We start from the raw sequence: 22,791 nt of genomic DNA on the forward strand, positions 1-22,791 counted from the left end.
ACTATTCAATTTACTATCAAGGTGCCAGAAATGACCGTGACGTCAGCCTCCCCTGAAATCAAAATCGAACTCCACAAGTCTCCCGTCTCGGACGCCGATCGCATCCAGGCACTCGAGACTCCCGGTTTCGGCAAGCTCTTCACGGATCATATGGTCCTGGCACGATGGACTGCCGAAGATGGCTGGCACGATGCAAAGGTTACGCCGAGGCGGCCCCTGGAGCTCGATCCTGCGAGCGCCGTGCTGCACTATGCTCAGGAAATCTTCGAGGGCATGAAAGCCTACAAGGCGGATGATGGCCGGATTCTGCTCTTTCGGCCTGAAGAGAACGCACGCCGCTTCGCGCAGTCGGCGACCCGCATGGCGATGCCTCCTGTGCCCGAAGAACTCTTCCTGAAGGCGGTCGAAGAACTGGTCCGCGTTGACAAGGCCTGGATTCCGTCCGGCGACGCCAGCCTGTACCTTCGCCCCTTCATGTTCGCCAACGAGGCGTTTCTCGGCGTTCGTCCGGCTCAGGAATATGTCTTCTGCATCATCGCCTCTCCGGTCGGCGCCTACTTCAAGGGCGGCGCAAAGGCGGTTTCCCTATGGGTCGAGACCGAATACACACGTGCAGCCGCCGGCGGCACCGGCGCTGCAAAATGCGGCGGAAACTACGCAGCCAGCCTCGTGGCGCAAGCCGAGGCGACCAAAAAGGGTTGCGATCAGGTGGTCTTCCTGGACGCCGCAGAGCATCGCTGGGTCGAAGAACTCGGCGGCATGAACGTCTTCTTCGTGATGAACGATGGATCAGTGGTGACCCCGCCCCTTGGCGGCACGATCCTGCCGGGCATCACCCGGGCTTCCGTGATCGTGCTCGCCGAAGAAAAGGGCTTGCGCGTCGAGCAGCGCCCCTACTCGTTCGCGGAATGGCAAGACGACGCTGCCAGTGGCAGGCTCGTCGAAGCGTTCGCTTGCGGCACTGCCGCCGTCCTGGCGGGCATCGGCCTGGTTCGACATGCCGGCGGCGAGTTTCTGGTCGGAGACGGACAGACCGGCAAGTTGACCAGCGAACTGCGCCAACAACTCGTCAGTCTGCAAAAGGGCGTAACGAACGATGCGCACGGCTGGACGCGCTTGATCCCGACCTGAACTTCGGACGTTCCACGCGAACGGCGGCGTCAACACCGACAGGGTAGGCGCCGCTGTCCGTCGCCCGCCATCGACAGCTTCATCGCCTATACCGCGAGATGCATGGTGGTGCCCCTCGACACGACGCTTGCCCACCGTGCCGCGGAGATATCGGCAGCCCTCAAACTTGCCACCGCTGATGCGATCATTTACGCGACGGCCGAGCACCATGATGCAGATATTCTGACCTGCGACGTCCATTTCAAGGATTTCGAGCGGGTCGTCTCCATCGATAAAAAAGACTGACCTTGATGTGACCCAAGTGTTCGACGGCGGCGCTCAACGCTTCTATGATAAAGTGGGAAATGGTAATCTGGCATCGGGGACGCCGACACCGGCATGGACGGGCGGCACTGAATTCAATGGCGAAAATGACGATCTCCCTTCCGGATGATCTGGCCGAATACGTCGCACGCCGTGTTGCAAGCGGCAGATACAGCAGTGCCGGCGCATTTCTGGCGGAACTCGTCCTGAAGGATCAAAACCACCGCAAGCTCGATGACGAAGAACTGCGCGAGATTCTGAGGCTGGCTGAGGAAAGCGGCATCAGCGACCGGCGCATTGCCGATATTCTGCTGGAAACGAAGGCGAAGCTGCGTGACCACCTATAGGCTGACCCGAACCGCAGACGCCGTGTTGTCGGGCATCGACGAATATGCCAGCCTGCATTTCGGCGAGGCGCAGGCGGATGCCTATCTTCTCGATTGGGACAGAATTTTCGTGCTTCTTTCGCGCGTGCCCTCCATGGGAGACGAGTGCGACGAACTCGGCGCCGGCCTTCGGCGCCTCCTCCACATGCGCCATGTCGCCTTCTACCGCGAGATACCGGAAGGCATCCTGGTCATCGACATTATCGGAGCCGACCGGCTTCCCGAGAGACACCTTCAATCCAACCGACGCCCCCGAACGGCCGACCCGCATGCCTCGTGACACGACCTCCGCCTTTTACGAGAAAAACGCCGAGACATACGCCGATCGGGCACGCAGCCTGCCGAGGCAGCAGCTCGATGCCTTCCTCGCCGGTATTGCACCGGGTGGCGCAATCCTCGAACTCGGCTGCGGCGGCGGGCAGGACAGCGGCTACATGCTGTCGCAGGGTTTCGAGGTGACACCGACGGATGGCTCCGCCGAGCTTGCCAGACAGGCGGAAGTGCGGATCGGCAGGCCGGTCAAGGTCATGCTGTTCCAGGAGCTCGACGCCGACAGCGCCTTCGACGGCGTCTGGGCACATGCGAGCCTTCTCCACGTCCCGAGGGCTGAACTGCCCGATGTCTTCGCCCGCATCCGCCGCGCCCTGAAAATCGGCGGCTTCCTCCACGCAAGCTTCAAGGCGGGAGAAGCGGAAGGCCTTGACGGCCTCGGGCGTTATTACAACTATCCGTCCGCCGAATGGCTGTCGGAATTGCTGAAAAAAGACGGCTGGTACAACATCGCCATCGAGGAAAGCGACGGCGGCGGCTATGATGGCAAGCCGACCCGCTGGCTGACGGTGAGCGCGGAACGATAAAGGCCGAAGCTTTCGCCCCGGCCTTAAACTGCAGCAGCTTGATGCATATCGCCCAAAGCGCGGAATTACCTCTCGAAAGCATGTCACCCCGTCCTGGCCGGTCAGTTGGCAACAGGATCGCCGCGAAGGGTTTGAGCGGTAATGGACTGCCGGCGCACAAGCAAATAGAGCGCAACCATATGGGTGATCATCAGCAGCGGTACATAGACGATCACGACCACATAGGCTGCGCCTAGCTGCCCCGCCAAGACAGGCAGACCGGACTGGGCGCCGCGGTAATAGTCGATGACGAGATCACCGGCGCCCACGAGATTGAAGGCAATGACGAGCAGCCAGAACAGTGGCCGGATGCGGAACGAGATCAGCGCCAGCATGGCCAGTAGCCCGGCAGCAAGGTCGCCATAGGCGGCCGTGACGGCAAAGCCGGCCGGCAGATCGGGACCGACGACGCCGGGAAGGATGAAGACGAGGCCGAAGAAGCGGAAGCTATGGAGCGTTGCGACCGCCCGTTGCGCCCCGGCGCGGTCCATCGACTTGAGCCGGGGCAGGACATAGACGCCGATGCAAAGCAGCCAGGCGACGTAGCCGAGCAGCAGGTGAAGCTGGAAGATGGCGGCCGGGGACATTTTGCCTCCTGTCTGGCTGCTGGTTCCAGCGCAATATACGGCCGCTTACACCGGCGACTATTCGGGATAATATGGACGGGGCATGAAGCAGAACTTCACAGTCAGGCAGGGCGCGCTCGACGGGGTGGAGGCGTTCCTCAGCGTTGCCCAGCACCGCAGCTTTCGCCGGGCGGCGGCGGAACTCGGCGTCACTCCCTCGGCGATCAGCCAGGCCGTGCGCACGCTGGAGGCGCGGATCGGCGCAGCCCTGTTCATCCGAACGACGCGCAGCGTCGGGCTGACGGAAGCTGGCGAGCGTTTCCTTTCGCGTGCAAAACCGGCCTTCGAAGAACTCATCGCCGCAAGCGCCGTCGCGCATGAGCTTGGACGACGACCGACCGGACGGCTGCGCCTCTCGGTGCCGCGTGCCGTTGTCCCGGTCCTGCTCGAGCCGCTGATTGCGTCCTTTTCCCAAGCCTATCCCGAAATTGAAGTGGAGATCGCCGCCAGCGAGAAACTGGTCGATCTCGCCGTCGAAGGCTTTGATGCAGGGATAAGAATGGGCCAGTTCATCGATGCCGACATGATCGCGGTTCGGTTGACGCCGCCGTTTCGGTTCATCATCGTCGGGAGCCCGATCTATTTCTCCAACCGGGATCTTCCAGCGTCCCTGGACGACCTGCGTCACCATGCATGCCTCAGAATACGCCGCTCCAATGGCGCGCTCGCGCCGTGGTCGCTCGACGACAAGGGCCGCGCCATCGAGATCGCCGTCGCGGGGCCGCTTATCACCCACGACTTCCCGACCATGCTCGGCGCAGCCATCGAGGGGATGGGCGTAGCCCATGTGCCGGAGCCGATCGCCGTCGAACAGATCAGGGCGGGAAAGCTCATCGAGGTGCTGGCATCATTCGCGCCGACGGCGCCGGGCGTATTTCTCTATTATCCCAGCCATCGGCAAATGACGCCGAAACTGCGCGCCTTCATCGATCACATGAAGAACCGTCCGGATGCGGCCGGCAAGACTCGCATTCGGGGCAACGGTGACAAGCCAGTAAAATGATTCCCGGTCGGCTTGAAATCATCGAGCACGAGCATCGCAAGTTCCACGATCTCAGGTGGCGAGCCGCCTTTGCCCTCGATCTCAACAATCCAATATCGTTGCCCGGTCCTTGTGATCCCAGCCCGCTCTCCCACGGCGATGCGGCCAATGCGGCTGGCGCCACCGACGTCGATGCATCGATCGAAAATCAACGAGCCGTCGATCGATAGGCCGAGGGCTTTGCCAACATGTGAACGGCCATCAGGTCGTGGACGCGCCGACGGATACCTGCGCACAATGTAGCGGTTTTTGGGAGACGACATGCCCAAAACAAAAAAACAAGCGCGCCGCACGAACCAAGGCCCGTGCGACGCACCCTTGAAACCGCTTAGTTGACCGACTTATCGACCAGCTTGTTCTTGCCGATCCAGGGCATCATGCCGCGCAGCTTGGCGCCGACTTCCTCGATCTGGTGGCTGTCGTTCAGGCGGCGGATGCCCTTGAAGCGCGAGCCGCCGGCGCGGTATTCCTGCATCCAATCGGAAGTGAACTTGCCGGTCTGGATGTCGTTGAGGACGCGCTTCATCTCGGCCTTGGTCTCGGCGGTGATGATACGCGGACCGGAGACGTATTCGCCCCACTCGGCCGTGTTCGAGATCGAGTAGTTCATGTTGGCGATGCCACCTTCATAGATCAGGTCGACGATCAGCTTCACTTCGTGCAGGCACTCGAAGTAGGCCATCTCAGGCGCGTAACCGGCTTCGGTGAGCGTTTCGAAACCAGCGCGGATGAGCTCGACGAGACCGCCGCACAGAACGACCTGCTCGCCGAAGAGGTCGGTTTCACACTCTTCGCGGAAGTTGGTTTCGATGATGCCCGAACGGCCGCCGCCAACGCCGCAGGCGTAGGAGAGCGCCAGTTCAAGCGCATTGCCGGAAGCATTCTGATGAACGGCAACGAGGCAGGGAACGCCGCCGCCCTTCTGGTATTCACCGCGAACCGTATGGCCCGGGCCCTTCGGCGCGATCATGACGACGTCGACCGAAGCCTTCGGCTCGATCAGGCCGAAATGCACGTTGAGGCCGTGAGCAAAGGCGATCGCAGCGCCGTCGCGGATATTCGGCGCGATCTCCGCCTTGTAGATGTCGGCCTGCAGCTCGTCGGGGGTTGCCATCATCATCAGATCGGCCCAGCCGGCGGCTTCGGCAACCGTCATGACCTTGAAGCCGTCGGCTTCGGCCTTCTTGATGGTCGGCGAGCCGGCCTTGAGCGCGATGACGAGGTTCTGGGCGCCGCTGTCCTTGAGGTTCAGCGCATGGGCACGGCCCTGCGAACCGTATCCGATAACGGCGACCTTCTTGGCCTTGATGAGGTTGAGATCGGCATCACGATCGTAATAGACGCGCATTTGAATTTCCTTCCCTTTGCTTGTCTTGTTGACTGTCATTAAAGCGAAATCAGCCGAGAACCGGCATCTCCGCCAGAACCTTGTCCGTGCCATGGAGCCTGAGGAAGGCGGTGACCGCCCTCTCCGCCTGGCGTGCGGTATCCTTGAGGCCCGGTTCACCGAGCAGCATGCGCACATGCAAGTCGGAAACGACAAGGCCGTAAAGCGTGTGATAGGCCTCATCGGCATCGGAAAACCGCAGGAGCCCTGCCCTCTTTCCGGCATCGATCAGCGCCATGGCTCGGCGGTCGATCTGGCGGCGGCCGCGCTCGAGCAGCAGCCTGCCGAGCTTCGAGCCGTCGCGGTTCGACTGGCCGATCGCCAGCCGGTTCAGCGCCAGCGAGACGTCGCCCGCAAGCACCTCCAGCAGATCGCGCGCGAAAATCACCACATGATCGTGCAGGCTCGCCGCCGTTAGCCGCTCACCATTGCGCTCGAAGGTGCGCACCTTGCTCGCCTGATAGGCAATCATCGCCGACAGCAGCCCATCGCGATCGCCGAACCACTTGTAGAGGCTTTCCTTCGAGCAATTGGCAGCACGTGCGACACCAGACGTCGTCAGCGCCTTCTCGCCGCCATCGACGAGCAACCGCAGCGCCTGTTCCAGAACGGCGTTCTGGCGCGGCGAAAATTCGCTCGGCTCTGCGGTATCGACTGACACGGTCATGGCTCCCATATACGTACCGTACGGTACGGTTCTTGAGGTTTATGCGACAAACCGATCAGGCCGTCAAGAAGCCCGGATAGATTTTTTTAGTACGGGAAACCGCGCTGAAACACCAGAATTGGATAGGCACCGCCGCTCAGCGATCGCATAATGCCGCGCTACGCGATTTTCCCGGAGGCTTCGATGTCACGTCTGTCTGCAGCTGTTTTCCTGCTCGTAGGAATTTTCCTTGGCGGCTCAGACACTCTCGCCCAGTCCGACAGCGACGTCTATAACCGCATCGAGGAACTGCACGGCGATGCCGCAGGATTTGACCGGCCGCTGCGCCAACTCGTTCAGGCCATGCGCTCGGGCGACGCCGAAACCATCGCCGGCCTTGCCGAATACCCTTTGACGGTCAAGGCCGATGGCGAGAGCTATGACGTTGAGAGCGCTGAGGATTTCATCGACAATTTCGGTGATCTGGTGACACCGGAAACGCGCAGCGCCGTCGGGCGCCAGCAATATCAGGATCTCTTCGTCAACAGCGACGGCGTCATGCTCGCAAACGGCGCAGTCTGGATGGGCGCCGTCTGCGAAGACAGCGCCTGCGAGGCGAGCCATTGGGCGATCATCGCGATCAACAACTGAAATCAGGCAACAAGGAAAGCCATGAAATACCGGATAGCCGCCGCGGTCATGACCGTAGCTCTTGTGGTCGCAACCAATACGCGGGCCGCCGAGACCCATTGCGGCTGGATCGAGAACCCGACCCCCGCCAACTGGTGGCTCGAGGATGCCGAGAACACCTGGACGATCATGACCAGGGTGACGAGAACGGCGAACCCGAAGGCATGGAGCTGATCCCCGATATCTCCGAGAATGATTATGTCAGGAGCAACGGCAATTACGGCTATGCCTGCGCCTGCATGAACGTCGAGACGGATGGCAAGGAACGCATCACGAAAATCCTTTCCTTCCGCCAGCTTGCGCTCGCCAAATGCCGTGCCGACAAGGCGCTGAAATTTCCTGGCTGATCCGCGAAGAGGCGCAGCCTATGACGTCGTAGCGCAGCCAGCCGGGATCGACAGAGGCTCTGCCGTCATCGTCTTATCGATCGCGTAAAGCTTTGCGAAACCGGCATCCTCGATCAACGTCAGGCCCGCCGGCATGAAGGTGCCGACATAGCGGTCGGAAACATCGCCATTAGCGACAAGAATAAAATCGAAACGTCTGCGCCAGTCCGAAAGATAGGGCGTAAAGTCTCCATACTCCCGCATCATTGCGGGACATGAAAGCACGCCGATCGACAGCAGATTGCCTTCAGGGACCGCGATCTCAGACCACGGCGGCAGAACGGATAACGGCTGCTTGCCTTTTGCCGTGAAGACCGTCGGCACGAAAGCATGGGAGAAGGGAACGGCGAGCGTCGGCAGGTGCCGGAAAGTATCCAGCCCCCAGGCAAAATACCGATTGGAGTGGGCAAGACCGACCACTGTCGTGGGTTCATGCCCCAGAGGCAGCACAGCCGCACCGGCCGGCACATTTTTCAGCACACGCTCGACAGCACCGACATCCTTCTGTGCCAACCACCAGTTCCACCCGACCCAGGCTGTACGGCCGAAGACCGCAAGATTGACCACGAGCGCCAGCAACAGGGACTGCCGGCGCGTGAGATTGGCAAAGGGGCACACCATCGCCATGGCGACGAGCGCCGTCATGATCGGAAAGCGCCAGCTGATCCATCCGGTGCCGAGCATGTGCCGTGGCGAAACACAGGAGAAAAGCAGTAGGCCGAAGGCGGCGACGGCAAGACCTGCATGCACGCGGATGTCGCCCGCCCGTGCGGCACGCGTGCAAACGAGGATCAGCGGCAAAATCAGCACGACATCCACCAGCGGGACGTAGGTGACGATGGCCGACAGCAGATTGATGGCGATAAGGGCGACGCCGTCGTTCCAGACAATACCAAGTCCATCACCACCGGCATTGGGCAAAGCTGCCGTATGGAGATAGAGCGCGAGCGGCGGCAGGATGCAGGTCCCGAGCGCCAGCGCCAACCGGCCGGCAAGCCTGACGACGCCCGCCTTCAATCGCAGTATGTCGAAGCGCCAGGAAAATTCGAGGCCGCAGACGATCGCCATGTAGAAGCCGAGCGAGAAGATATGCATTGACGTCAGCAGCAATGCCGCGGCAAGCCGCCAGGCAAACAGCAGGCCGGGATTTCGGCCCTGCAGCCGTAAATCGACGCAGGCGAAGAACAAGGCCATACCAAGGCCGATCTGGAAATTGATGAAGCCGCCGATCATCGTCGAGCACCAGCCAAGCGACGTTATTGCGATCTGCCAATAGTGCCGGCCGCCGAAAAGGGCGCGATGCAAGGCGATCGCGCCAAGCGGCGGCAGCACGATCGCCAGGAAAAGCAAGGCCCGCGCCAGCCTGTCGGCGCCAACAACCGGCCCCAGCCAGGTGGCAAGAAGATCGATGCCGACATTGGTAAAGGTGCGGTTCCAATCGACCGCGTAGATTTCAGGAAACGGCTGCTCGCTGATCCCGCCGGAAAGAAGCCAGATGCGGGCGTAGTGATTGGCGTAGTCGAGCACTGGCGGAAAGGGAAAAAGCACGACCAGGATCGCGGCAAGTGTGACGAAAGCGACGATCGCAATAGTCGAATCCTGCGGGGCGGTGCATTCCCCAGGCTCGGCTGCCGCCATGGGAGACCTCGCAATCCGGTCCATCAACCGATCCGACTGTTCTTCTGCGACCGCAGCTCACCGGATGCGAGGGCTGCATCCAGCGCGGCGCGCTTGTCGCCGGCGTTCATCTCCGAAAAAGTGGTGGGCAGTTCGGCCGGTTCGCCGCCGCGCAGGATTGTTTCGATCATGAACATCGGCCGCTTCTTGCTCTCCTGTACGAGACGCCCGAGATACTCGCCGATGATGCCGATACAGATCAGCTGGATGGCGCTGAAGGCGCTGACCGCAGCCATGATCGACGACCAGCCAGTGACCGTCTCGCCCTGCAACCAGCGAACGAAGGTGAAGACGAGCAGCGCCATCGCGACGCCGGCGCTGATCATGCCGAGCCATGTGGCTATACGCAGCGGCGTCGTTGAAAAGCTGGTGATCGCATCGAGTGCAAAATTGATCATCTTGCGCAGCGGATATTTCGTCGTGCCGGCAAAACGGGCGTCGCGCTCATAGGGAAGCGCCACCTGCCTGCCGCCGATCCAGCTGACCATGCCACGAATGAAACGATCGCGCTCCGGCATCGCCAGCAAAATATCGACGACGCGTCGGCGCATCAGCCGGAAATCGCCGGTATCGCGCGGGATGGTCACGGAAGCGAGCTTGGAAAGCGCGCGATAGAAAAGCGAAGCGGACGCGAGTTTGAACCAACTTTCGCCTTCGCGGCGCGTGCGCTGGCCGTAAACGACATCGGCGCCGCGCTCCATGATTGGCATCATCATCAAAAGCAGCTCGGGCGGGTCCTGCAGATCGGCGTCGATCAAAAGAACGCGCTCGCCCCGCGACGCCGAAAGCCCTGCCGTCGCCGCCAGCTGATGGCCGTGATTGCGCAGCAGACGAACGCCGAGCACCTGCGGCACATCAGCCGCCAGATGTGAAATAATCTTCCAGGTGTCGTCGGACGAGCCGTCATCGACGAGAATCAGTTCGAAGGCATCGCCGGCGACGCTCTGGGCAGCAGCGGCGGCGCGGCGGCAGAACTCGCGCAGTCCCTCTTCCTCGTTATGACAAGGCGCGACGATGGAAAGGAGTGGTGCTTGCGTCATGCGGACAGCGGTGCCTGCTCGATGTTCGGCGCCAGACTAGCCACGAAACGTCAAACATCCTTTAATGCCGCGCCGTGCCTTGGCGCGTCGCGCGCGCCGGCGCGCTATTCCGCCGCCATGATCTCGCGCCCGCCGTCGACATCGCGGGCGGGCGAGGCGCCGTAGAGGCGGCTGTATTCGCGGCTGAACTGCGACGGGCTCTGATAGCCGACGCGGTGGCCGGCCGTGCCCGCATCGAGGCGCTCGACGAACATCAGCCGGCGCGCCTCATGCAGGCGAAGCTGCTTCTGATACTGCACCGGCGTCATCGCCGTGACCGATTTGAAGTGGTGATGGAAGGACGAGACGCTCATGCTGACGCGGTCGGCAAGATCCTCGATGCGCAGCGGCCGTGCAAAATTCTCCTTCAGCCAGGCGACGGCGCGCGAGATCCTGTTGCTGTGGCTGTCAGCCGTGGCGATGTTGATCAGCCGCGCGCCATCCGGCCCGGTCAGCACCCGGTAGAGAATTTCCTGCTCGATCAGCGGCGCCATGGCAGGAATGTCGCCCGGACGATCGAGCAAGCGCAGCAGGCGGACGGCAGCATCCAAAAGCTCCGGCGGCGCGACGTTCACCACCATGCCGCGCTGCCCATCGGTATGGGCGGCAGGGCGGGGAATATCGATGCGGCTGAGCAACTCCAGCAGCTTTTCGGAATCGATTGCCAGCGCCAGGCAGAGATGCGGAACCTCAAGGCTCGCCTCCGTGACACGCCAGGCGACCGGCAGGTCGAGCGAGGTCAGCAGATAGTCCCCAGTCCCGTAGCTGATCAGTTCCGTGCCGAGGCGCAGCCTCTTGGCCCCCTGCAGGACAAAGCCAAAACAGGGCCCGTAGCTGCTGTGCAGCGGATCGCTGGGCTTGGAGCAACGGCTGAGGTGAAGATTGCCGATATCAGTCGAGAATGCGCCGTCACCCGGCGTGAAGCGCAGCGCGATGTCGACGATTTCCTGATAGGGGCTGAAAGGCAATGTCATGCGGCAACTCTTTCTGTCTGACGCCAATTGGGCAGCTTTTATGTAAGTAGCTCCGGCACTTCCCAAATAGGCCGCTCCCGGCATTTTTGCAGGATCGTGCAAAAAGCTGAGAGGATCACTCTACCTCCGTCGCGCAGTTCCGGGCAATAGTCCGCCATCCCGATCAACCCCTACCTCCAAAATCGAAAAGGAAGGTTCCCATGCCTATTGCAAAAGGCTACGCCGCGACCGACGCCTCCAAGCCGCTAACCCCCTTCACCTTCGAGCGCCGTGAGCCGAACGATGACGACGTCGTCATCTCGGTGCAATATTGCGGCGTCTGCCATTCCGACATTCATCAGGCCCGCAACGAATGGGGCAACTCCAGATACCCGATGGTGCCCGGCCACGAGGTTGCCGGCGTCGTTTCCGCCGTCGGCTCCAAGGTCACCCAGTTCAAGGTCGGCGACCGCGTCGGTGTGGGCTGCTTCGTCAATTCCTGCGTCGGCTGCGCCACGCGCGACCTGGATTACGAGCACTTCATGCCGGGTCTGGTCCAGACCTATAACGACGTCGAAGCCGACGGCGCGACCCCGACCTTTGGCGGTTATTCCGATTCTATCGTCGTCAAGGAAGGCTATGTGCTGCGCTTTCCCGACAATATCCCGCTCGATGCAGGCGCTCCCCTGCTTTGCGCCGGCATCACGCTCTACTCACCGCTCGCCCACTGGAAGGCCGGCCCCGGCATGAAGGTCGCGATCGTCGGCATGGGCGGCCTTGGCCATATGGGCGTGAAGATCGGCGCGGCCATGGGCGCCGACATCACCGTACTCTCGCAGTCGCTGTCGAAAAAGGAAGACGGCCTGAAGCTCGGCGCCAAGGACTATTACGCAACGAGCGATGCAGAAACCTTCACCAAGCTGGCCGGCACCTTCGACCTGATCATCAACACGGTCGGCACGGTGATCGACTGGAACGCCTATCTCAGCCTCCTGAAGCCCGATGGCACGATGGTACTGGTCGGCGTTCCCGAGCATCCGGTTCCGGTCCATGCCTTCTCGGTCATCGGCGGGCGCAAGAGCCTCGCCGGTTCCATGATCGGCTCGATCAAGGAAACCCAGGAAATGCTCGACTTCTGCGGCAAGCACAACATCGTCTCGGAGATCGAGAAGATCAACATAGAGCAGGTCAACGAAGCCTATGAACGCGTCCTGAAGAGCGACGTCCGCTACCGCTTCGTCATCGACATCGCCTCGCTGGCGGCTTGAGGAAACGAGAGGCGGCTCCTTTGGGAGCCGCCTCGTCGATAGCGAGCGGCATCCTCAGCCGCCCTCATGCCGAGGTGCGATCCGCAGGATCCCCTCGAAGCACCCCCGCAAACGCCGCTCCGTGGCTCGCCAGAGCGCCCGCCCCGTGCTTCGAGGCTCCGGCCTTCGGCCTGCGCACCTCAGCATGAGGCTCTCTTGGACTTTTGGGCTCTCAGGCAAGCTCAACCGTCTCGCGACACGCTCTCGGCACGGCCCAGCAAACGCAGCAGATATTCGACGGGGTTGAATGGATCAGGCCCCGAGCGCCGGCGCAGGCGTGGCGGCCCGGCCATAGGGTTATAGTGTTCGAAAGCGGTTTCCATCGTCCCTGCCCCGCTCGTCAGGCCCGGCAATTGCTGCTGGACGCTTTGAACCATCTGAGACGCCAGAGTGCCTTCGAGCCGCGCCACGCCATCGGCGATCACCGAATCCGACGTCGCCGCAGCGGATTTCGCCAGCAAAGTGAGCACGCTGCTCAGGCTCTCGACAGGCGCTTCCAAGTGAAAGCGGTTGAAAGGCTCGCAGACGACCGTTTGCGCAGCCGAGAGCGCCGTTGCCAGCACCCAGGGCGTCAATTGCCGGAAATCGGCGGCGGTGCTTGCGGGCGAACTGTGCCGCGCCGCCGTCATCGCCACATGACAATCGATGACCTGCCAGCCGAAAATGCCCTGTTTCAGCGTCTCGAACACGGTTTCCTCGACCGCCCGGTAAAAGGCAACGGGCATCTGCCCGACCTCCACCTCCAGCGCGAAGCTGTTGCCTGCGCCGGCAGGACGCGGCTCGACGCGCAGGCCGATGGTGGCGAGAAACGGATTCGGCTCCTTGAAGAGGATCTGCAGGCCGGCCCCGGTGCCGGCGGGTCTCTCGACCAAGATGGGCGTACTTTCCTCGAAACCCGCATCGAGGCCGAAATCCGTCAGCAGCGTCGATTGGATAACCTCCTTCTGCACCTCGCCATAGAGCGACACGAAGACTTCATTCGTCTCCTCGGTCCTGCGCAGATTGATCAGCGGATCCTGCTCGGCCATCTGGTTCAGTGCCAGCCAAAGTGCCGCGCTGTCCGAGGGCCGCCGGGCAAGCACGCGAGTTTCGAGCGTCGGCGGAGCGAAGTACGCCCGCCCGCCCGAGGCCGGATCGCTGCCCACCGCATCGCCGATCCGGGCGCCGGCAAGGCCGCCGACGCGGGCAATCTGGCCGGCGCAGAAGCGCGCGGCGCCATGGCTGCGGCCGGCCTCGAACACATGGATTGCGGTCACCCGATCCTCGCCCCTGGGCAGATCCAGATATTGCCGCAGCCGCACGGTGCCCGAAGTCAGGTAGAGATAGGCGAGCTTTTCGCCGCCCCAGCCGCGCTCGATCTTGAAGATCTTGCCGGCGACCGGCCCGTCCGGATCAAGCCGCCGCCCGGGCAACAGCGTCGCGATGGCCGAGCTTAGCGCCGGCAGGCCGGCGCCGGTCATGGCCGCTCCTGCGAAGACGGGATTCACCAGGCCCCTTGCCACCTGATCGGCCAGGCTGCGCCTGAGCCTTTCCGTGGTCAGTCGTTCGGGGGCGAGCACATAGTCATCGAGCAGCGCCTGGTCGTTCTCGCCGAGCGCCTCGCAGAGCGCCGAAAAAAGCGGCTCGTCTCCCGGCGCCAGAGCCTCCACCCGGGCAAGCTTGCTGCCGGCGTCGATGACGGAAGACATGGCGATGGGACGCACCGCCAGTTGCGCGGCAAGCGCTTCCATCACGTCCGGATACCGCGCGCCGAGGCGATCGACCTTGTTGATGAAGAAGACGAAGGGCACGCCAAGTCGCCGCAGCGCCCGCACCAGCACACGCGTCTGCGCCTGCACGCCCTCGACCGCCGAAACGACGACGACCGCGGCATCCAGTAACCCAAGCACCCGCTTGACCTCGGCGATGAAATCGGGGTGGCCGGGTGTGTCGATCAGATTGACGGTCCTGTCGCCGATCGTAAACGACACAACCGCGGCCCTGATCGTAATGCCGCGTTGCCGTTCGAGTTCGAGCGTGTCCGTCTGTGTATTGCCTGTATCGACGCTGCCGAGCTTGTCGATGACCCCGGCGTCAAAAAGCAGTCTTTCGGTAAGACTAGTCTTGCCCGCATCCACATGGGCGAGGATGCCCAGATTCAAAGTGCGCATGAACCACCAACTTCTCAGAATTTCGGATGTGATTTTCGTGAGAAGTGAGTCGGCGCATTGGAACCTCTATTCGCTGATCGCGACGGCTGGATGCGGAGCGCCCGGTGGTTGGGCGACGCGGGTGGAATGCTAAGGGCGCGTGGGCAGATGTGTCAAGCCTGGGTGTATCCCTGCGCGTGGCGCGGCGCCAAGCACACCGATCAGCCCTCATGGTGAGGGGGCCCAGAGGGCCGTCTCGAACCACGAGGGCGGGTGACTATGCGGGAGCGTGCTGCGGGCCGAATCGCTGGTGACGCGCCGGTGGCCGGCCCCGTCCTTCGAGGCCCCTCCGGGGCACCTCAGATGAGGCCGGAGAGAGGGCGCATTCCGAGATGCACTTTAGGCAATCCGCAGGATCGCCATACACACCGCCGAGTCCTACCCCTCCTCCCGCATCGTCTCCCGCTGCGTAATCAGCCGGGCGCTGTGCTGGCCGCTGAGATAGATCCATAGCCAGCTCCAGGCGACGGAGAAGCGCGAGCGGGTGCCGATCAGGAAGTAGATGTGGGCAAGGCCCCAGATCCACCAGGCGATCCAGCCCTTCAGCTTGATGCGGCCGAAATCGATAATCGCCGCACTCTGGCCGATCGTCGCCAGGCTGCCCTGATGCCGGTAGCGGAAGGATGCGGGCGCCGGCTTGCCGGACAGGCGGGCGCGGATGACCTTGGCGACGTAGCCGCCCTGCTGCTTGGCCGCCGGTGCGATGCCCGGCACCGGCTTGCCATCCTCGCGCATGACCGATGCCGTGTCGCCGATGACGAAGACATCGGACAGACCCGGTGCGCTCAAGTCCTTTTCGACGACGACGCGCCCTGCCCGGTCGGCGGCAACGCCGAGCCAGCGTGCCGCCGGCGAGGCGGTGACGCCGGCTGCCCAGACGATCGTCCGGCTGGCGACGAAGGTATCGCCGATCTTCACGCCGTCGGCGCTGCACTCGGTCACCGGCCTGCCGAGATGGATCTCGACGCCGAGTTTCTCCAGCACCGTCTGGGCATAGGCCGAAAGCTCCTCGGCGAAGCTCGACAGCACCCGCGGGCCGGCCTCGACCAGCACGACGCGGGTCTTGCGCGTATCGATGTTGCGGAATTCCTTCGGCAGCGTGAAATGCGCAAGCTCGGCGATGATGCCGGCAAGCTCGACGCCAGTCGGCCCGGCACCGACGATGGTGAAGGTCAGAAGCGCGTCGCGCACGGCAGGATCGCTCTCCATCTCAGCCTTCTCGAAGGCGAGCAGCACGCGCCGGCGGATCGTCGTCGCATCCTCGAGCGTCTTCAGGCCCGGCGCCACTGGCTCCCATTCGTCACGGCCGAAATAGGCATGCGTCGCCCCGGTCGCCAGCACCAGCGTATCGTAACCCAGAGTCATGCCGTTGCGGAGGGACACCGTCCTGGCGCCGCTATCGACACCGGTGACCTCGCCGAGCAACACCTTCACATCGGGCCGGTCGGCATAGAGGCGGCGGATCGGCCAGGCGATCTCCGAGGTGGAGAGAATGGTCGTCGCCACCTGGTAGAGCAGCGGTTGGAAGAGATGGTGATTTCGCCGGTCGACGAGCGTGATCCTGACGCCGGCACCTTTCAACCCGTTGACGAGCTGCAGCCCGCCGAAACCGCCGCCGACAACGACGACATGATGGTCGCTCATGACATACCCCTTTGCGCCATTTTGCACAAAGCCAATGTGGCCCTCGGCGCAATGGTTGCAACCGCCGTTTCGGCATGTCTCCCCTCCGCCGATCGCAGTCGATGGCGCTGAGATTATCGGCTACTCCTGCAATGATCCCGGCGAAGTTCCGGCGCGGAAAGCCAGTCGGGTTTTAGTTGCCCGGAGCGAGCTTCGGCTGGGTGCAAGGCAGACATGCCATGCGAACGGGTCGCAGGACGGTCGTCGGGCCTGCAACCAGTTCACAAGCGGCATATGCGTCGTACCAATCAATAGGCACCGACGCACTGGCGACGGGGTCCGTGATAGGGCTGGAAGGTATTGTCGAACGCCCTGTACGAACGATAGCGCGCATAACACCAACTCTCGTGGCTGCTTCCCCCTCCATAATAGGCTGATGATGCATAGTTCTGATATGGCCGGCCGTAATAGCCGTAGTAGGGCCGGCGGTAGCCGTATGGCGAGCCGTAATAGCCGTAGGGCGACCCGTAGTACGAGCCGTAATAGGGCTGTGACAAGGCGCCGCCAATGATGGTGCCGACAGCGAGACCACCCAAGGCCCAGCCCCAGCCCGCTCCACTATGGTGGTGCCCCCCGTAATACCCGCCTCCGTAATGGCCGCCACCCCCGTAATGGCCGCCACCCCCGTGGCCGCCATGGCCACGCCATTGCACCTGCTCTATCTGCTGCTGTGCTTCGATCCTGGGTGGGTTGATAGCCGGAAACGCCTGAGCCGGCGTGATGCCCGGCACACCTATGATCAAGCATAACGCGGCGACGCTTAGCTTTCTCATGACTGTTCTCCTCTGCTCCTCCAAGTGGAGGAGACATCTTCCCCTCCTCCTGAACCAAAGGTGAACGCAATATGTCGAAAAATGTTCCGTCTGGAGACAAATTAATCGCTATCGCTGGTGCTGAGAATTATCGGCTCCTCGTGCAATCCGCACCTTGCCTTTTCCAGAAGGCTGTAAACGTGTCGCGCATCGTCGATCCCCAGAAGCTGAGGTTCGTTGGCGAGACTACCGGGCGTAGCCCACGGGTATCGCCATTCCATGTTTCAATTCTTCCATCGAGATCGACGCCGAAACATCGAAGAGTTCGAGCTTGCGAACGATCTGCTTGTAGATCACGTCGTAATGCTCGACGCGCGGCAGCACGATTTTCAGGATGTAATCGTGATTGCCGGTCAGCCGGTGCGCCTCGACGATCTCGGGAATGTCGGCGATGATCCGGCGGAAGGTCTCTGTCCACTCGTCGGAATGATGCGCCGTCTTGACCAGCGCAAAGACCGTCGTCGGCACGCCCATCTTTTCCCGGTCGAGCACGATGATGCGCCGGGCGATATGGCCGCTCTCTTCCAGCCGCTGGATCCGCCGCGAGCAGGCCGACACCGAAAGCGCCACGCGCTCGGCCAGATCGGTCACGGATATGCCTGCATCCTTCTGCAGCATGTCGAGAATGCGCCTGTCGCGATCGTCCAACATGTGTAAGAAATAACCCTTCCGCCCTGATTTTGCACGATCTCTCCAAATCGCGCAAAATAATAGCATGTATTGGACGTAAGGGACAAATAATGCAAACACGCCGCGCCAGAACTGCGGCATTATTTTCGAAACTCGAAGCATGAGGAGCATGAAGAGATGGAAACGATCGGCCTGATCGGCGGCATGAGTTTCGAAAGTTCGGCGGTCTATTACCGCTTCGTCAACGAGATGGTGCGCGCCCGCAGGGGCGGCCTCGCCTCGGCCGAGCTCATCCTGCATTCGGTCAATTTCGAGGAGATCGTCGCTCTTCAGAAGGCCGGCGACTGGGCTGGAGCGGCCCGCCGCCTCGGCGCAGTTGCGGAACGGCTGCAGGCTTCAGGCGCCGGCTGTATCCTCATCTGCACCAACACCATGCACCTGATCGCCGATGAAATCGCGGCAAAGGTGTCCGTGCCGCTAATCCATATCATCGACGAGACGGCGAAATCGCTGCATGCGGCCGGCCGCAAGCGTCCGCTGCTGCTTGCCACGCGCTACACGATGGAGCACGGCTTCTACGCCGACCGGATGAAGAGCCTCGGCCTAGACATCATGGTGCCCGACGCCGCCGACCGCACCATCGTGCACGACATCATCTTCAACGAACTCTGCGCCGGCAGGGTGCTCGACAGCTCGCGCGAAAAGCTGATCGATATCATCGACCGCGCCATGGATAACGGCGCCGACAGCATCATCCTCGGCTGCACCGAGATCTGCCTGATCCTCGATCCCAACCGCCTGCCACTGCCGGGCTTTGACACTACCGCGATCCATGCCCGCGCGGCGGTGGATTTCGCTCTCGGCGACGAGGAGGCGGAGACAGAAGAGGCGGAGACAGAAGAGGCGGAGACAGAAGAGGCGGCTTGACCGCGCCACAATTTAGTTGACTCAGTCAACTAAATGTATGAAAAATGTCTTCGTTCGGAGATCTTTTTTCAGTTTGTTGGCACAGTCGGCCACCCCTCCTTCGTCATGCTCGGGCTTGTCCCGAGCATCTGCCTCCGGTTGACAGGCAGCAAATCCTCGGCACAAGGCCGAGGATGACGCCGAGTGAAGAGCGTGCTTTGCCCCGCAGTCTGGCGAGATCTCCATCTGGAGATCTCCGTGTCTCCCTTGGAGATCACGCCCATGTCCGATTCCGCCCTCATCGAAACCGCCCGCGATTTCAACCGCTTCTACACGAACTTCCTCGGCCTGCTGAACAAGGCCTATCTTGACTCGCCCTTCACCCTGACGGATGCCCGCATTCTCTTCGAGATCGGCTCGCATGACGGCGTCAGCGCCGCAGCCCTTGTCCGCGACCTGCATCTCGACCCGGCCTATCTGAGCCGCATCCTCAAGCGTTTCCGCACCGAGGGGCTGATCGAGACCAGCCCGGATCCGGCCGACCTGCGCAGCCAGATCATCAATGTCACCGACCGGGGACTCGCGCAGTTCGAGGAACTCGGCCGGCGCGCCAATGCCCAGATCGCCGCCCGTTTTGACGATCTGGCGATCGGCGAACCGCAAGCCGTCGTCTCGGCCATGCATACCATCCGCGCCCTGCTCGACCCGGCGGCCAAGCCCGCACCCGCCATCATCCGCGCCCACCGCGCCGGCGATATCGGCTGGATCGTTCAGAGCCAGGGCCGCTTCTACGCCGAGGAATATGGCTGGGACCTGCGCTTCGAGGCGCTGGTCGCCGAGGTCGCCGGCAAATTTCTCGCCAACTTCGATCCCGCCAAGGAATATTGCTGGATCGCCGAACGTGGCGGCGTCAATGTCGGCTCGGTCCTCGTCACCAATGGCGGCGACGGCATCGCCAAGCTGCGGCTGCTCTATGTCGACAAATCGGCCCGCGGCCTCGGGCTCGGCAAGCTGCTGGTCGACGAATGCATCCGCTTTTGCAGGCAGAAGGGCTACCGCGAGCTTTCGCTCTGGACCAATGACATGCTGGAGACGGCCCGCGTCATCTATATCAAGGCCGGCATTCGGCTTGTCTCCGAGGAGAGACATCGAATGTTCGGCCCCGAAGCGAATGGCCAGACCTGGGTCCTCACCCTCTGACTTGCTTCGTCGCAAAATTTCGCTTGATTTGGAAACGATCATTTCCTAATTAGGCGAACATGAACGCAACGACCCTCGACCATCAAGAGAAGACCCGGAGCCGCGGTCGTCCGCGGGAATTCGATGCGGAGGCGGCACTCGACGCAGCCCTGCGCGTCTTTTCCGAGCGCGGCTATCATGCCGCCTCGATCAGCGAACTCACCGAGGCCATGGGGCTGGCCGCCGGAAGCGTCTACAAGGCCTTCGGCGACAAGCGCGGCATCTTCCTCGCCGCCTTCGACCGCTACCGCGCCGTGCGTCGCGGCCTGCTCGATGCCAGGCTGGCAAGTGCCGAGACCGGCCGCGACAAGCTCCATGCGCTCATCACCTTCTTTGCCGGCTCTTCGCACGGTGAAATCGGCAGGCAGGGTTGCCTCGTCGTCGGCAGCGCCAGCGATCTCGCCCTCTTCGACGAAGAGGCGGCCGAACGTGTCGCCACCGCCTTCATGACCGACGAGACGCTTCTCGCCGACCTCATCCGCCTCGGCCAGTCCGACGGCTCGATTTCGGCGCATATCGATATATCGGCGGTCGCACTTGCGCTTCTCTGCCTCACCAAGGGCATGCGCGTTATCGGCAAGACGGAACGCAGCGGCGAAGAAATGGCTGCCGCTGCCGAAGCCGCGATGAAGCTGGTGACCTGACATTTCCCCCAGGGGAATGCCAGCATTCCCCTGGGCGGCCGGAAACGGGTGGCTGCCGGCAGACCGATTTGCGATTATTCCTTTCAACCATACCGGAGTTTCTGATGAGCATTTCAGCCACCGCGCCGGATAAGGCCATTCCACGGGCGCTATCCCCCTGGCTCACCTTTCTTTTTGCCGCCGCCTGCGGGCTGGTGGCCGCCAATCTCTATTACGGCCAGCCGCTTGCCGGCTTAATCAGCGCCGAGCTCGGCTTCACGCCTGCCGCAACCGGCCTGATCGTCACGCTGACGCAGATCGGCTACGGCCTCGGCCTGCTGCTGATCGTGCCGCTCGGTGACCTCACGGAGAACCGCCGGCTTGTGCTGCTGCTGGTTGCCGTCTCCGCTGTTGCGCTGATCGGCGCGGCGCTGGCTTCAACACCCACGGCCTTCCTCGTCGCCTCACTCTGCATCGGCCTTTCATCGGTCGCCGTTCAGGTCCTGGTTCCCTTTGCCGCCAACATGGCCCCCGATGCGACACGGGGACAGGTCGTCGGCAATGTCATGAGCGGCCTGCTCTGCGGCATTATGTTGGCCCGCCCCTTCGCAAGCTTCGTCGCCGAGGCCTCGTCCTGGCATGTGGTCTATTACGTCACCGCAGCGTTGATGATCGTGCTCGCCGTCATCCTGCGCGCCAACCTGCCGGTCCGCGTGCCGAAGACGAAGCTACGCTACAGCGAGCTGCTGGCTTCCATGGGCCACTTGGCGCTGACCTCGCGCGTGCTGCAGCGCCGGGCGCTTTATCAGGCCGGTATGTTCGGCGCCTTCAGCCTGTTCTGGACGACGACGCCGCTGCTGCTCGCAAGCCCGGCCTTCGGCCTGACGCAGAACGGCATCGCCCTCTTCGCGCTCGCCGGTGCTGCCGGTGCCATCGCCTCGCCGATCGCCGGCCGGCTTGCCGATCGCGGCATGACGAAAATTGCCTCGACGCTTGCCATGCTGCTCGGAATGGCTTCCTTCCTGATCAGCCATTTCGCCGCGGACGGCTCGCTGACCGCCCTGATCCTTCTGACGGTGGCGGCGATCATGCTTGATTTCGGGGTGACGACCAATCTCGTCTGCGGCCAGCGCGCCATCTATGGCTTGAACCCGGAACATCGCAGCCGGCTAAACGGCCTCTTCATGGCCACCTTCTTTGCCGGCGGCGCGCTCGGCTCGGCGCTCGGCGGCTGGGCCTACGCGACCGGCGGTTGGACGATGACCGCCTGGATCGGCTTCGCCTTCCCGGCGCTCGCCTTCCTGTTGTTTCTGACGGAACACCGCGGCAAGCAGGAAAGCAAAATCTGAGACCGGATATCTAAAACCTTGACAGTGCCGGCTTATAAATGCGGACATCCCGGCAGCAGCCTACGCATCCGCTCACTGCTGCCGAATTTTCGTTTCTGCATGGGATGTTCCAGCATGGACATAGACGAAGACAAGATCGATGACGCTGTTCTGGCATTGCTATGACTGACGCTGCATGACGAGGACAGAGCTTGGAAAGGCTTCGACTGGGACGCAATGGACCGTCTGTATCGGAAGGGCCTGATCGCAAATCCCGCAGGCAAAGCCAAATCCGTCGTCCTGAGCGACGAAGGTTTGCGACGATCTGAGGAATTGTTCCGCGCTCTTTTTACTCGACCGCCGGAATGATCACCGTTTCCGGTTTCTAGAAACGTGACCTACCTTACTAACTATCGGCTGAATCAAAACGCGAACGGGCGGCGCGAACGGCGTCGTGGTTCGCTTCCGCCCAGTTCAACAGTTGCGACAGTGGCCGGTAGAGCGAACGGCCGAGATCCGTCATAGAATATTCGACGCTCGGCGGCTTGGTCGGGAAGACTTCGCGAGCGACATAACCGTCCCTTTGCAGATCACGCAGCGTCTGCGTCAGCATGCGCTGCGATATATCGGGAAGCATGCGCCGCAGCTCGCCGAAGCGGCGGGGCTCGGCCGCCAGCACTTCGAGCAGCAGCGTCGACCATTTGCCGCCGATCTGCTGCATCATGTCCCTGACGGGACAATTGGAAAAATCGAGGCCAGCCAGATCGATCTCGCGCCGCGCCCCCGGCATTCTGTTCTTCAGACTGACGACCGCACCGCTCATCTGCTGGTTCCCTTTTGGTAACGTAGAGCCGAAAAACTGCCTCCTTTAC

23 protein-coding genes and 2 pseudogenes are annotated in these 22,791 nt (G+C 62.2%); 14 read left to right on the forward strand and 11 right to left on the reverse strand.

Features of this window, described 5'->3' with window-relative positions:
• The first annotated feature begins 30 nt into the window (after nucleotides 1–30).
• From HJB84_RS08815 to HJB84_RS08835, 5 genes and pseudogenes are all read left to right on the forward strand, one after another.
• On the forward strand, nucleotides 31–1,131 hold the full coding sequence (locus HJB84_RS08815) for a branched-chain amino acid aminotransferase (RefSeq protein WP_221115735.1): 1,101 nt from the start codon (nucleotides 31–33) through the stop codon (nucleotides 1,129–1,131).
• A 66-nt stretch (nucleotides 1,132–1,197) separates the two neighbouring features.
• Nucleotides 1,198–1,416: pseudogene (locus HJB84_RS08820) on the forward strand (PIN domain-containing protein); the annotation flags it as partial.
• Between the two features lie 116 nt (nucleotides 1,417–1,532).
• Nucleotides 1,533–1,781 (forward strand): type II toxin-antitoxin system ParD family antitoxin, encoded by a 249-nt coding sequence (locus tag HJB84_RS08825; protein WP_221115737.1) that lies wholly within the window; start codon nucleotides 1,533–1,535, stop codon nucleotides 1,779–1,781.
• Nucleotides 1,768–2,100: a type II toxin-antitoxin system RelE/ParE family toxin gene (locus tag HJB84_RS08830; RefSeq protein ID WP_207581037.1), complete on the forward strand. Its 333-nt coding sequence runs from the start codon at nucleotides 1,768–1,770 to the stop codon at nucleotides 2,098–2,100. The genes HJB84_RS08825 and HJB84_RS08830 overlap by 14 nt, the downstream gene beginning before the upstream one ends.
• Nucleotides 2,090–2,677: a bifunctional 2-polyprenyl-6-hydroxyphenol methylase/3-demethylubiquinol 3-O-methyltransferase UbiG gene (locus HJB84_RS08835; RefSeq protein WP_221115738.1), complete on the forward strand. Its 588-nt coding sequence runs from the start codon at nucleotides 2,090–2,092 to the stop codon at nucleotides 2,675–2,677. Before HJB84_RS08830 ends, HJB84_RS08835 begins: the two co-directional genes overlap by 11 nt.
• A 101-nt stretch (nucleotides 2,678–2,778) precedes the next feature.
• Here HJB84_RS08835 and HJB84_RS08840 read toward each other — a convergent pair whose 3' ends face one another.
• Complete coding sequence (locus HJB84_RS08840) at nucleotides 2,779–3,303, reverse strand: hypothetical protein (RefSeq protein WP_221115739.1); 525 nt, start codon at nucleotides 3,301–3,303, stop codon at nucleotides 2,779–2,781.
• Between the two features lie 82 nt (nucleotides 3,304–3,385).
• On the opposite strand from HJB84_RS08840, the gene HJB84_RS08845 reads away from it, so the two are divergent.
• The gene (locus HJB84_RS08845) at nucleotides 3,386–4,345 is read left to right on the forward strand and encodes a LysR family transcriptional regulator (protein ID WP_221115740.1); all 960 of its coding nucleotides are present in this window, start codon (nucleotides 3,386–3,388) and stop codon (nucleotides 4,343–4,345) included.
• A 367-nt stretch (nucleotides 4,346–4,712) separates the two neighbouring features.
• On the opposite strand, the gene ilvC is transcribed toward HJB84_RS08845, so the two are convergent.
• Complete coding sequence (gene ilvC, locus HJB84_RS08850; RefSeq protein ID WP_221115741.1) at nucleotides 4,713–5,732, reverse strand: ketol-acid reductoisomerase; 1,020 nt, start codon at nucleotides 5,730–5,732, stop codon at nucleotides 4,713–4,715.
• A 49-nt stretch (nucleotides 5,733–5,781) separates the two neighbouring features.
• Nucleotides 5,782–6,447, reverse strand: a complete 666-nt coding sequence (locus HJB84_RS08855; protein ID WP_207581040.1) for a TetR/AcrR family transcriptional regulator — start codon at nucleotides 6,445–6,447, stop codon at nucleotides 5,782–5,784.
• A gap of 141 nt (nucleotides 6,448–6,588) precedes the next feature.
• Between HJB84_RS08855 and HJB84_RS08860 the strand changes: the two genes are divergently transcribed.
• Entirely contained in the window at nucleotides 6,589–7,068 is a 480-nt protein-coding gene (locus HJB84_RS08860; RefSeq protein ID WP_207581041.1) for a hypothetical protein, read from the forward strand.
• Between the two features lie 21 nt (nucleotides 7,069–7,089).
• Nucleotides 7,090–7,454: pseudogene (locus tag HJB84_RS08865) on the forward strand (DUF4087 domain-containing protein).
• Between the two features lie 18 nt (nucleotides 7,455–7,472).
• Here the strand turns inward: HJB84_RS08865 and HJB84_RS08870 are convergent.
• The 3 genes from HJB84_RS08870 to HJB84_RS08880 form a co-directional block, all read right to left on the reverse strand.
• Complete coding sequence (locus tag HJB84_RS08870; protein WP_221115742.1) at nucleotides 7,473–9,155, reverse strand: hypothetical protein; 1,683 nt, start codon at nucleotides 9,153–9,155, stop codon at nucleotides 7,473–7,475.
• Complete coding sequence (locus HJB84_RS08875) at nucleotides 9,155–10,210, reverse strand: glycosyltransferase family 2 protein (protein ID WP_207581043.1); 1,056 nt, start codon at nucleotides 10,208–10,210, stop codon at nucleotides 9,155–9,157. The genes HJB84_RS08870 and HJB84_RS08875 overlap by 1 nt, the downstream gene beginning before the upstream one ends.
• Nucleotides 10,211–10,314: 104 nt before the next feature.
• Entirely contained in the window at nucleotides 10,315–11,223 is a 909-nt protein-coding gene (locus HJB84_RS08880; protein ID WP_207581044.1) for an AraC family transcriptional regulator, read from the reverse strand.
• Nucleotides 11,224–11,423: 200 nt separating this feature from the next.
• On the opposite strand from HJB84_RS08880, the gene HJB84_RS08885 reads away from it, so the two are divergent.
• Nucleotides 11,424–12,470, forward strand: coding sequence for an NAD(P)-dependent alcohol dehydrogenase (locus HJB84_RS08885; protein ID WP_207581045.1), 1,047 nt, complete (start codon nucleotides 11,424–11,426; stop codon nucleotides 12,468–12,470).
• 221 nt (nucleotides 12,471–12,691) lie between these two features.
• On the opposite strand, the gene HJB84_RS08890 is transcribed toward HJB84_RS08885, so the two are convergent.
• The 4 genes from HJB84_RS08890 to HJB84_RS08905 form a co-directional block, all read right to left on the reverse strand.
• Nucleotides 12,692–14,659, reverse strand: a complete 1,968-nt coding sequence (locus HJB84_RS08890) for a translation factor GTPase family protein (RefSeq protein ID WP_221115743.1) — start codon at nucleotides 14,657–14,659, stop codon at nucleotides 12,692–12,694.
• A gap of 417 nt (nucleotides 14,660–15,076) precedes the next feature.
• On the reverse strand, nucleotides 15,077–16,342 hold the full coding sequence (locus HJB84_RS08895; RefSeq protein WP_221115744.1) for an NAD(P)/FAD-dependent oxidoreductase: 1,266 nt from the start codon (nucleotides 16,340–16,342) through the stop codon (nucleotides 15,077–15,079).
• Between the two features lie 287 nt (nucleotides 16,343–16,629).
• Nucleotides 16,630–17,154 (reverse strand): BA14K family protein, encoded by a 525-nt coding sequence (locus HJB84_RS08900; RefSeq protein WP_207581048.1) that lies wholly within the window; start codon nucleotides 17,152–17,154, stop codon nucleotides 16,630–16,632.
• Between the two features lie 225 nt (nucleotides 17,155–17,379).
• Nucleotides 17,380–17,844, reverse strand: a complete 465-nt coding sequence (locus tag HJB84_RS08905) for an Lrp/AsnC family transcriptional regulator (RefSeq protein WP_207581049.1) — start codon at nucleotides 17,842–17,844, stop codon at nucleotides 17,380–17,382.
• A 156-nt stretch (nucleotides 17,845–18,000) separates the two neighbouring features.
• Here HJB84_RS08905 and HJB84_RS08910 point away from each other — a divergent pair, with 156 nt between their 5' ends.
• From HJB84_RS08910 to HJB84_RS08930, 5 genes are all read left to right on the forward strand, one after another.
• A complete protein-coding gene (locus HJB84_RS08910; protein ID WP_221115745.1) occupies nucleotides 18,001–18,750 on the forward strand; it encodes an aspartate/glutamate racemase family protein in 750 nt (249 codons plus the stop codon).
• A gap of 261 nt (nucleotides 18,751–19,011) precedes the next feature.
• Complete coding sequence (locus tag HJB84_RS08915; protein WP_221115746.1) at nucleotides 19,012–19,929, forward strand: helix-turn-helix domain-containing GNAT family N-acetyltransferase; 918 nt, start codon at nucleotides 19,012–19,014, stop codon at nucleotides 19,927–19,929.
• Nucleotides 19,930–19,988: 59 nt separating this feature from the next.
• Entirely contained in the window at nucleotides 19,989–20,612 is a 624-nt protein-coding gene (locus HJB84_RS08920; protein ID WP_207581052.1) for a TetR/AcrR family transcriptional regulator, read from the forward strand.
• A gap of 104 nt (nucleotides 20,613–20,716) precedes the next feature.
• Nucleotides 20,717–21,940 (forward strand): MFS transporter, encoded by a 1,224-nt coding sequence (locus HJB84_RS08925; RefSeq protein ID WP_207581053.1) that lies wholly within the window; start codon nucleotides 20,717–20,719, stop codon nucleotides 21,938–21,940.
• A 165-nt stretch (nucleotides 21,941–22,105) separates the two neighbouring features.
• The gene (locus HJB84_RS08930) at nucleotides 22,106–22,288 is read left to right on the forward strand and encodes a DUF6429 family protein (protein ID WP_246762763.1); all 183 of its coding nucleotides are present in this window, start codon (nucleotides 22,106–22,108) and stop codon (nucleotides 22,286–22,288) included.
• A 37-nt stretch (nucleotides 22,289–22,325) separates the two neighbouring features.
• Here HJB84_RS08930 and HJB84_RS08935 read toward each other — a convergent pair whose 3' ends face one another.
• Nucleotides 22,326–22,742: a helix-turn-helix domain-containing protein gene (locus HJB84_RS08935; protein ID WP_207581054.1), complete on the reverse strand. Its 417-nt coding sequence runs from the start codon at nucleotides 22,740–22,742 to the stop codon at nucleotides 22,326–22,328.
• Nucleotides 22,743–22,791 lie beyond the last annotated feature (49 nt).

It is taken from the genome of Rhizobium sp. NZLR1b (assembly GCF_019685155.1).
Taxonomy (GTDB): Bacteria; Pseudomonadota; Alphaproteobacteria; order Rhizobiales; family Rhizobiaceae; genus Rhizobium.

What these genes read in the sequence shown, in the direction of transcription:
- HJB84_RS08815 (WP_221115735.1), top strand. Translation starts at nt 31, where the DNA reads ATGACCGTGACGTCAGCCTCCCCTGAAATCAAAATCGAACTCCACAAG.
- HJB84_RS08825 (WP_221115737.1), top strand. Translation starts at nt 1,533, where the DNA reads ATGGCGAAAATGACGATCTCCCTTCCGGATGATCTGGCCGAATACGTC.
- HJB84_RS08835 (WP_221115738.1), top strand. Translation starts at nt 2,090, where the DNA reads ATGCCTCGTGACACGACCTCCGCCTTTTACGAGAAAAACGCCGAGACA.
- HJB84_RS08840 (WP_221115739.1), bottom strand. Translation starts at nt 3,303, where the DNA reads ATGTCCCCGGCCGCCATCTTCCAGCTTCACCTGCTGCTCGGCTACGTC.
- HJB84_RS08845 (WP_221115740.1), top strand. Translation starts at nt 3,386, where the DNA reads ATGAAGCAGAACTTCACAGTCAGGCAGGGCGCGCTCGACGGGGTGGAG.
- ilvC (WP_221115741.1), bottom strand. Translation starts at nt 5,732, where the DNA reads ATGCGCGTCTATTACGATCGTGATGCCGATCTCAACCTCATCAAGGCC.
- HJB84_RS08855 (WP_207581040.1), bottom strand. Translation starts at nt 6,447, where the DNA reads ATGGGAGCCATGACCGTGTCAGTCGATACCGCAGAGCCGAGCGAATTT.
- HJB84_RS08860 (WP_207581041.1), top strand. Translation starts at nt 6,589, where the DNA reads ATGCCGCGCTACGCGATTTTCCCGGAGGCTTCGATGTCACGTCTGTCT.
- HJB84_RS08870 (WP_221115742.1), bottom strand. Translation starts at nt 9,155, where the DNA reads ATGGACCGGATTGCGAGGTCTCCCATGGCGGCAGCCGAGCCTGGGGAA.
- HJB84_RS08875 (WP_207581043.1), bottom strand. Translation starts at nt 10,210, where the DNA reads ATGACGCAAGCACCACTCCTTTCCATCGTCGCGCCTTGTCATAACGAG.
- HJB84_RS08880 (WP_207581044.1), bottom strand. Translation starts at nt 11,223, where the DNA reads ATGACATTGCCTTTCAGCCCCTATCAGGAAATCGTCGACATCGCGCTG.
- HJB84_RS08885 (WP_207581045.1), top strand. Translation starts at nt 11,424, where the DNA reads ATGCCTATTGCAAAAGGCTACGCCGCGACCGACGCCTCCAAGCCGCTA.
- HJB84_RS08890 (WP_221115743.1), bottom strand. Translation starts at nt 14,659, where the DNA reads ATGCGCACTTTGAATCTGGGCATCCTCGCCCATGTGGATGCGGGCAAG.
- HJB84_RS08895 (WP_221115744.1), bottom strand. Translation starts at nt 16,342, where the DNA reads ATGAGCGACCATCATGTCGTCGTTGTCGGCGGCGGTTTCGGCGGGCTG.
- HJB84_RS08900 (WP_207581048.1), bottom strand. Translation starts at nt 17,154, where the DNA reads ATGAGAAAGCTAAGCGTCGCCGCGTTATGCTTGATCATAGGTGTGCCG.
- HJB84_RS08905 (WP_207581049.1), bottom strand. Translation starts at nt 17,844, where the DNA reads ATGTTGGACGATCGCGACAGGCGCATTCTCGACATGCTGCAGAAGGAT.
- HJB84_RS08910 (WP_221115745.1), top strand. Translation starts at nt 18,001, where the DNA reads ATGGAAACGATCGGCCTGATCGGCGGCATGAGTTTCGAAAGTTCGGCG.
- HJB84_RS08915 (WP_221115746.1), top strand. Translation starts at nt 19,012, where the DNA reads ATGTCCGATTCCGCCCTCATCGAAACCGCCCGCGATTTCAACCGCTTC.
- HJB84_RS08920 (WP_207581052.1), top strand. Translation starts at nt 19,989, where the DNA reads ATGAACGCAACGACCCTCGACCATCAAGAGAAGACCCGGAGCCGCGGT.
- HJB84_RS08925 (WP_207581053.1), top strand. Translation starts at nt 20,717, where the DNA reads ATGAGCATTTCAGCCACCGCGCCGGATAAGGCCATTCCACGGGCGCTA.
- HJB84_RS08935 (WP_207581054.1), bottom strand. Translation starts at nt 22,742, where the DNA reads ATGAGCGGTGCGGTCGTCAGTCTGAAGAACAGAATGCCGGGGGCGCGG.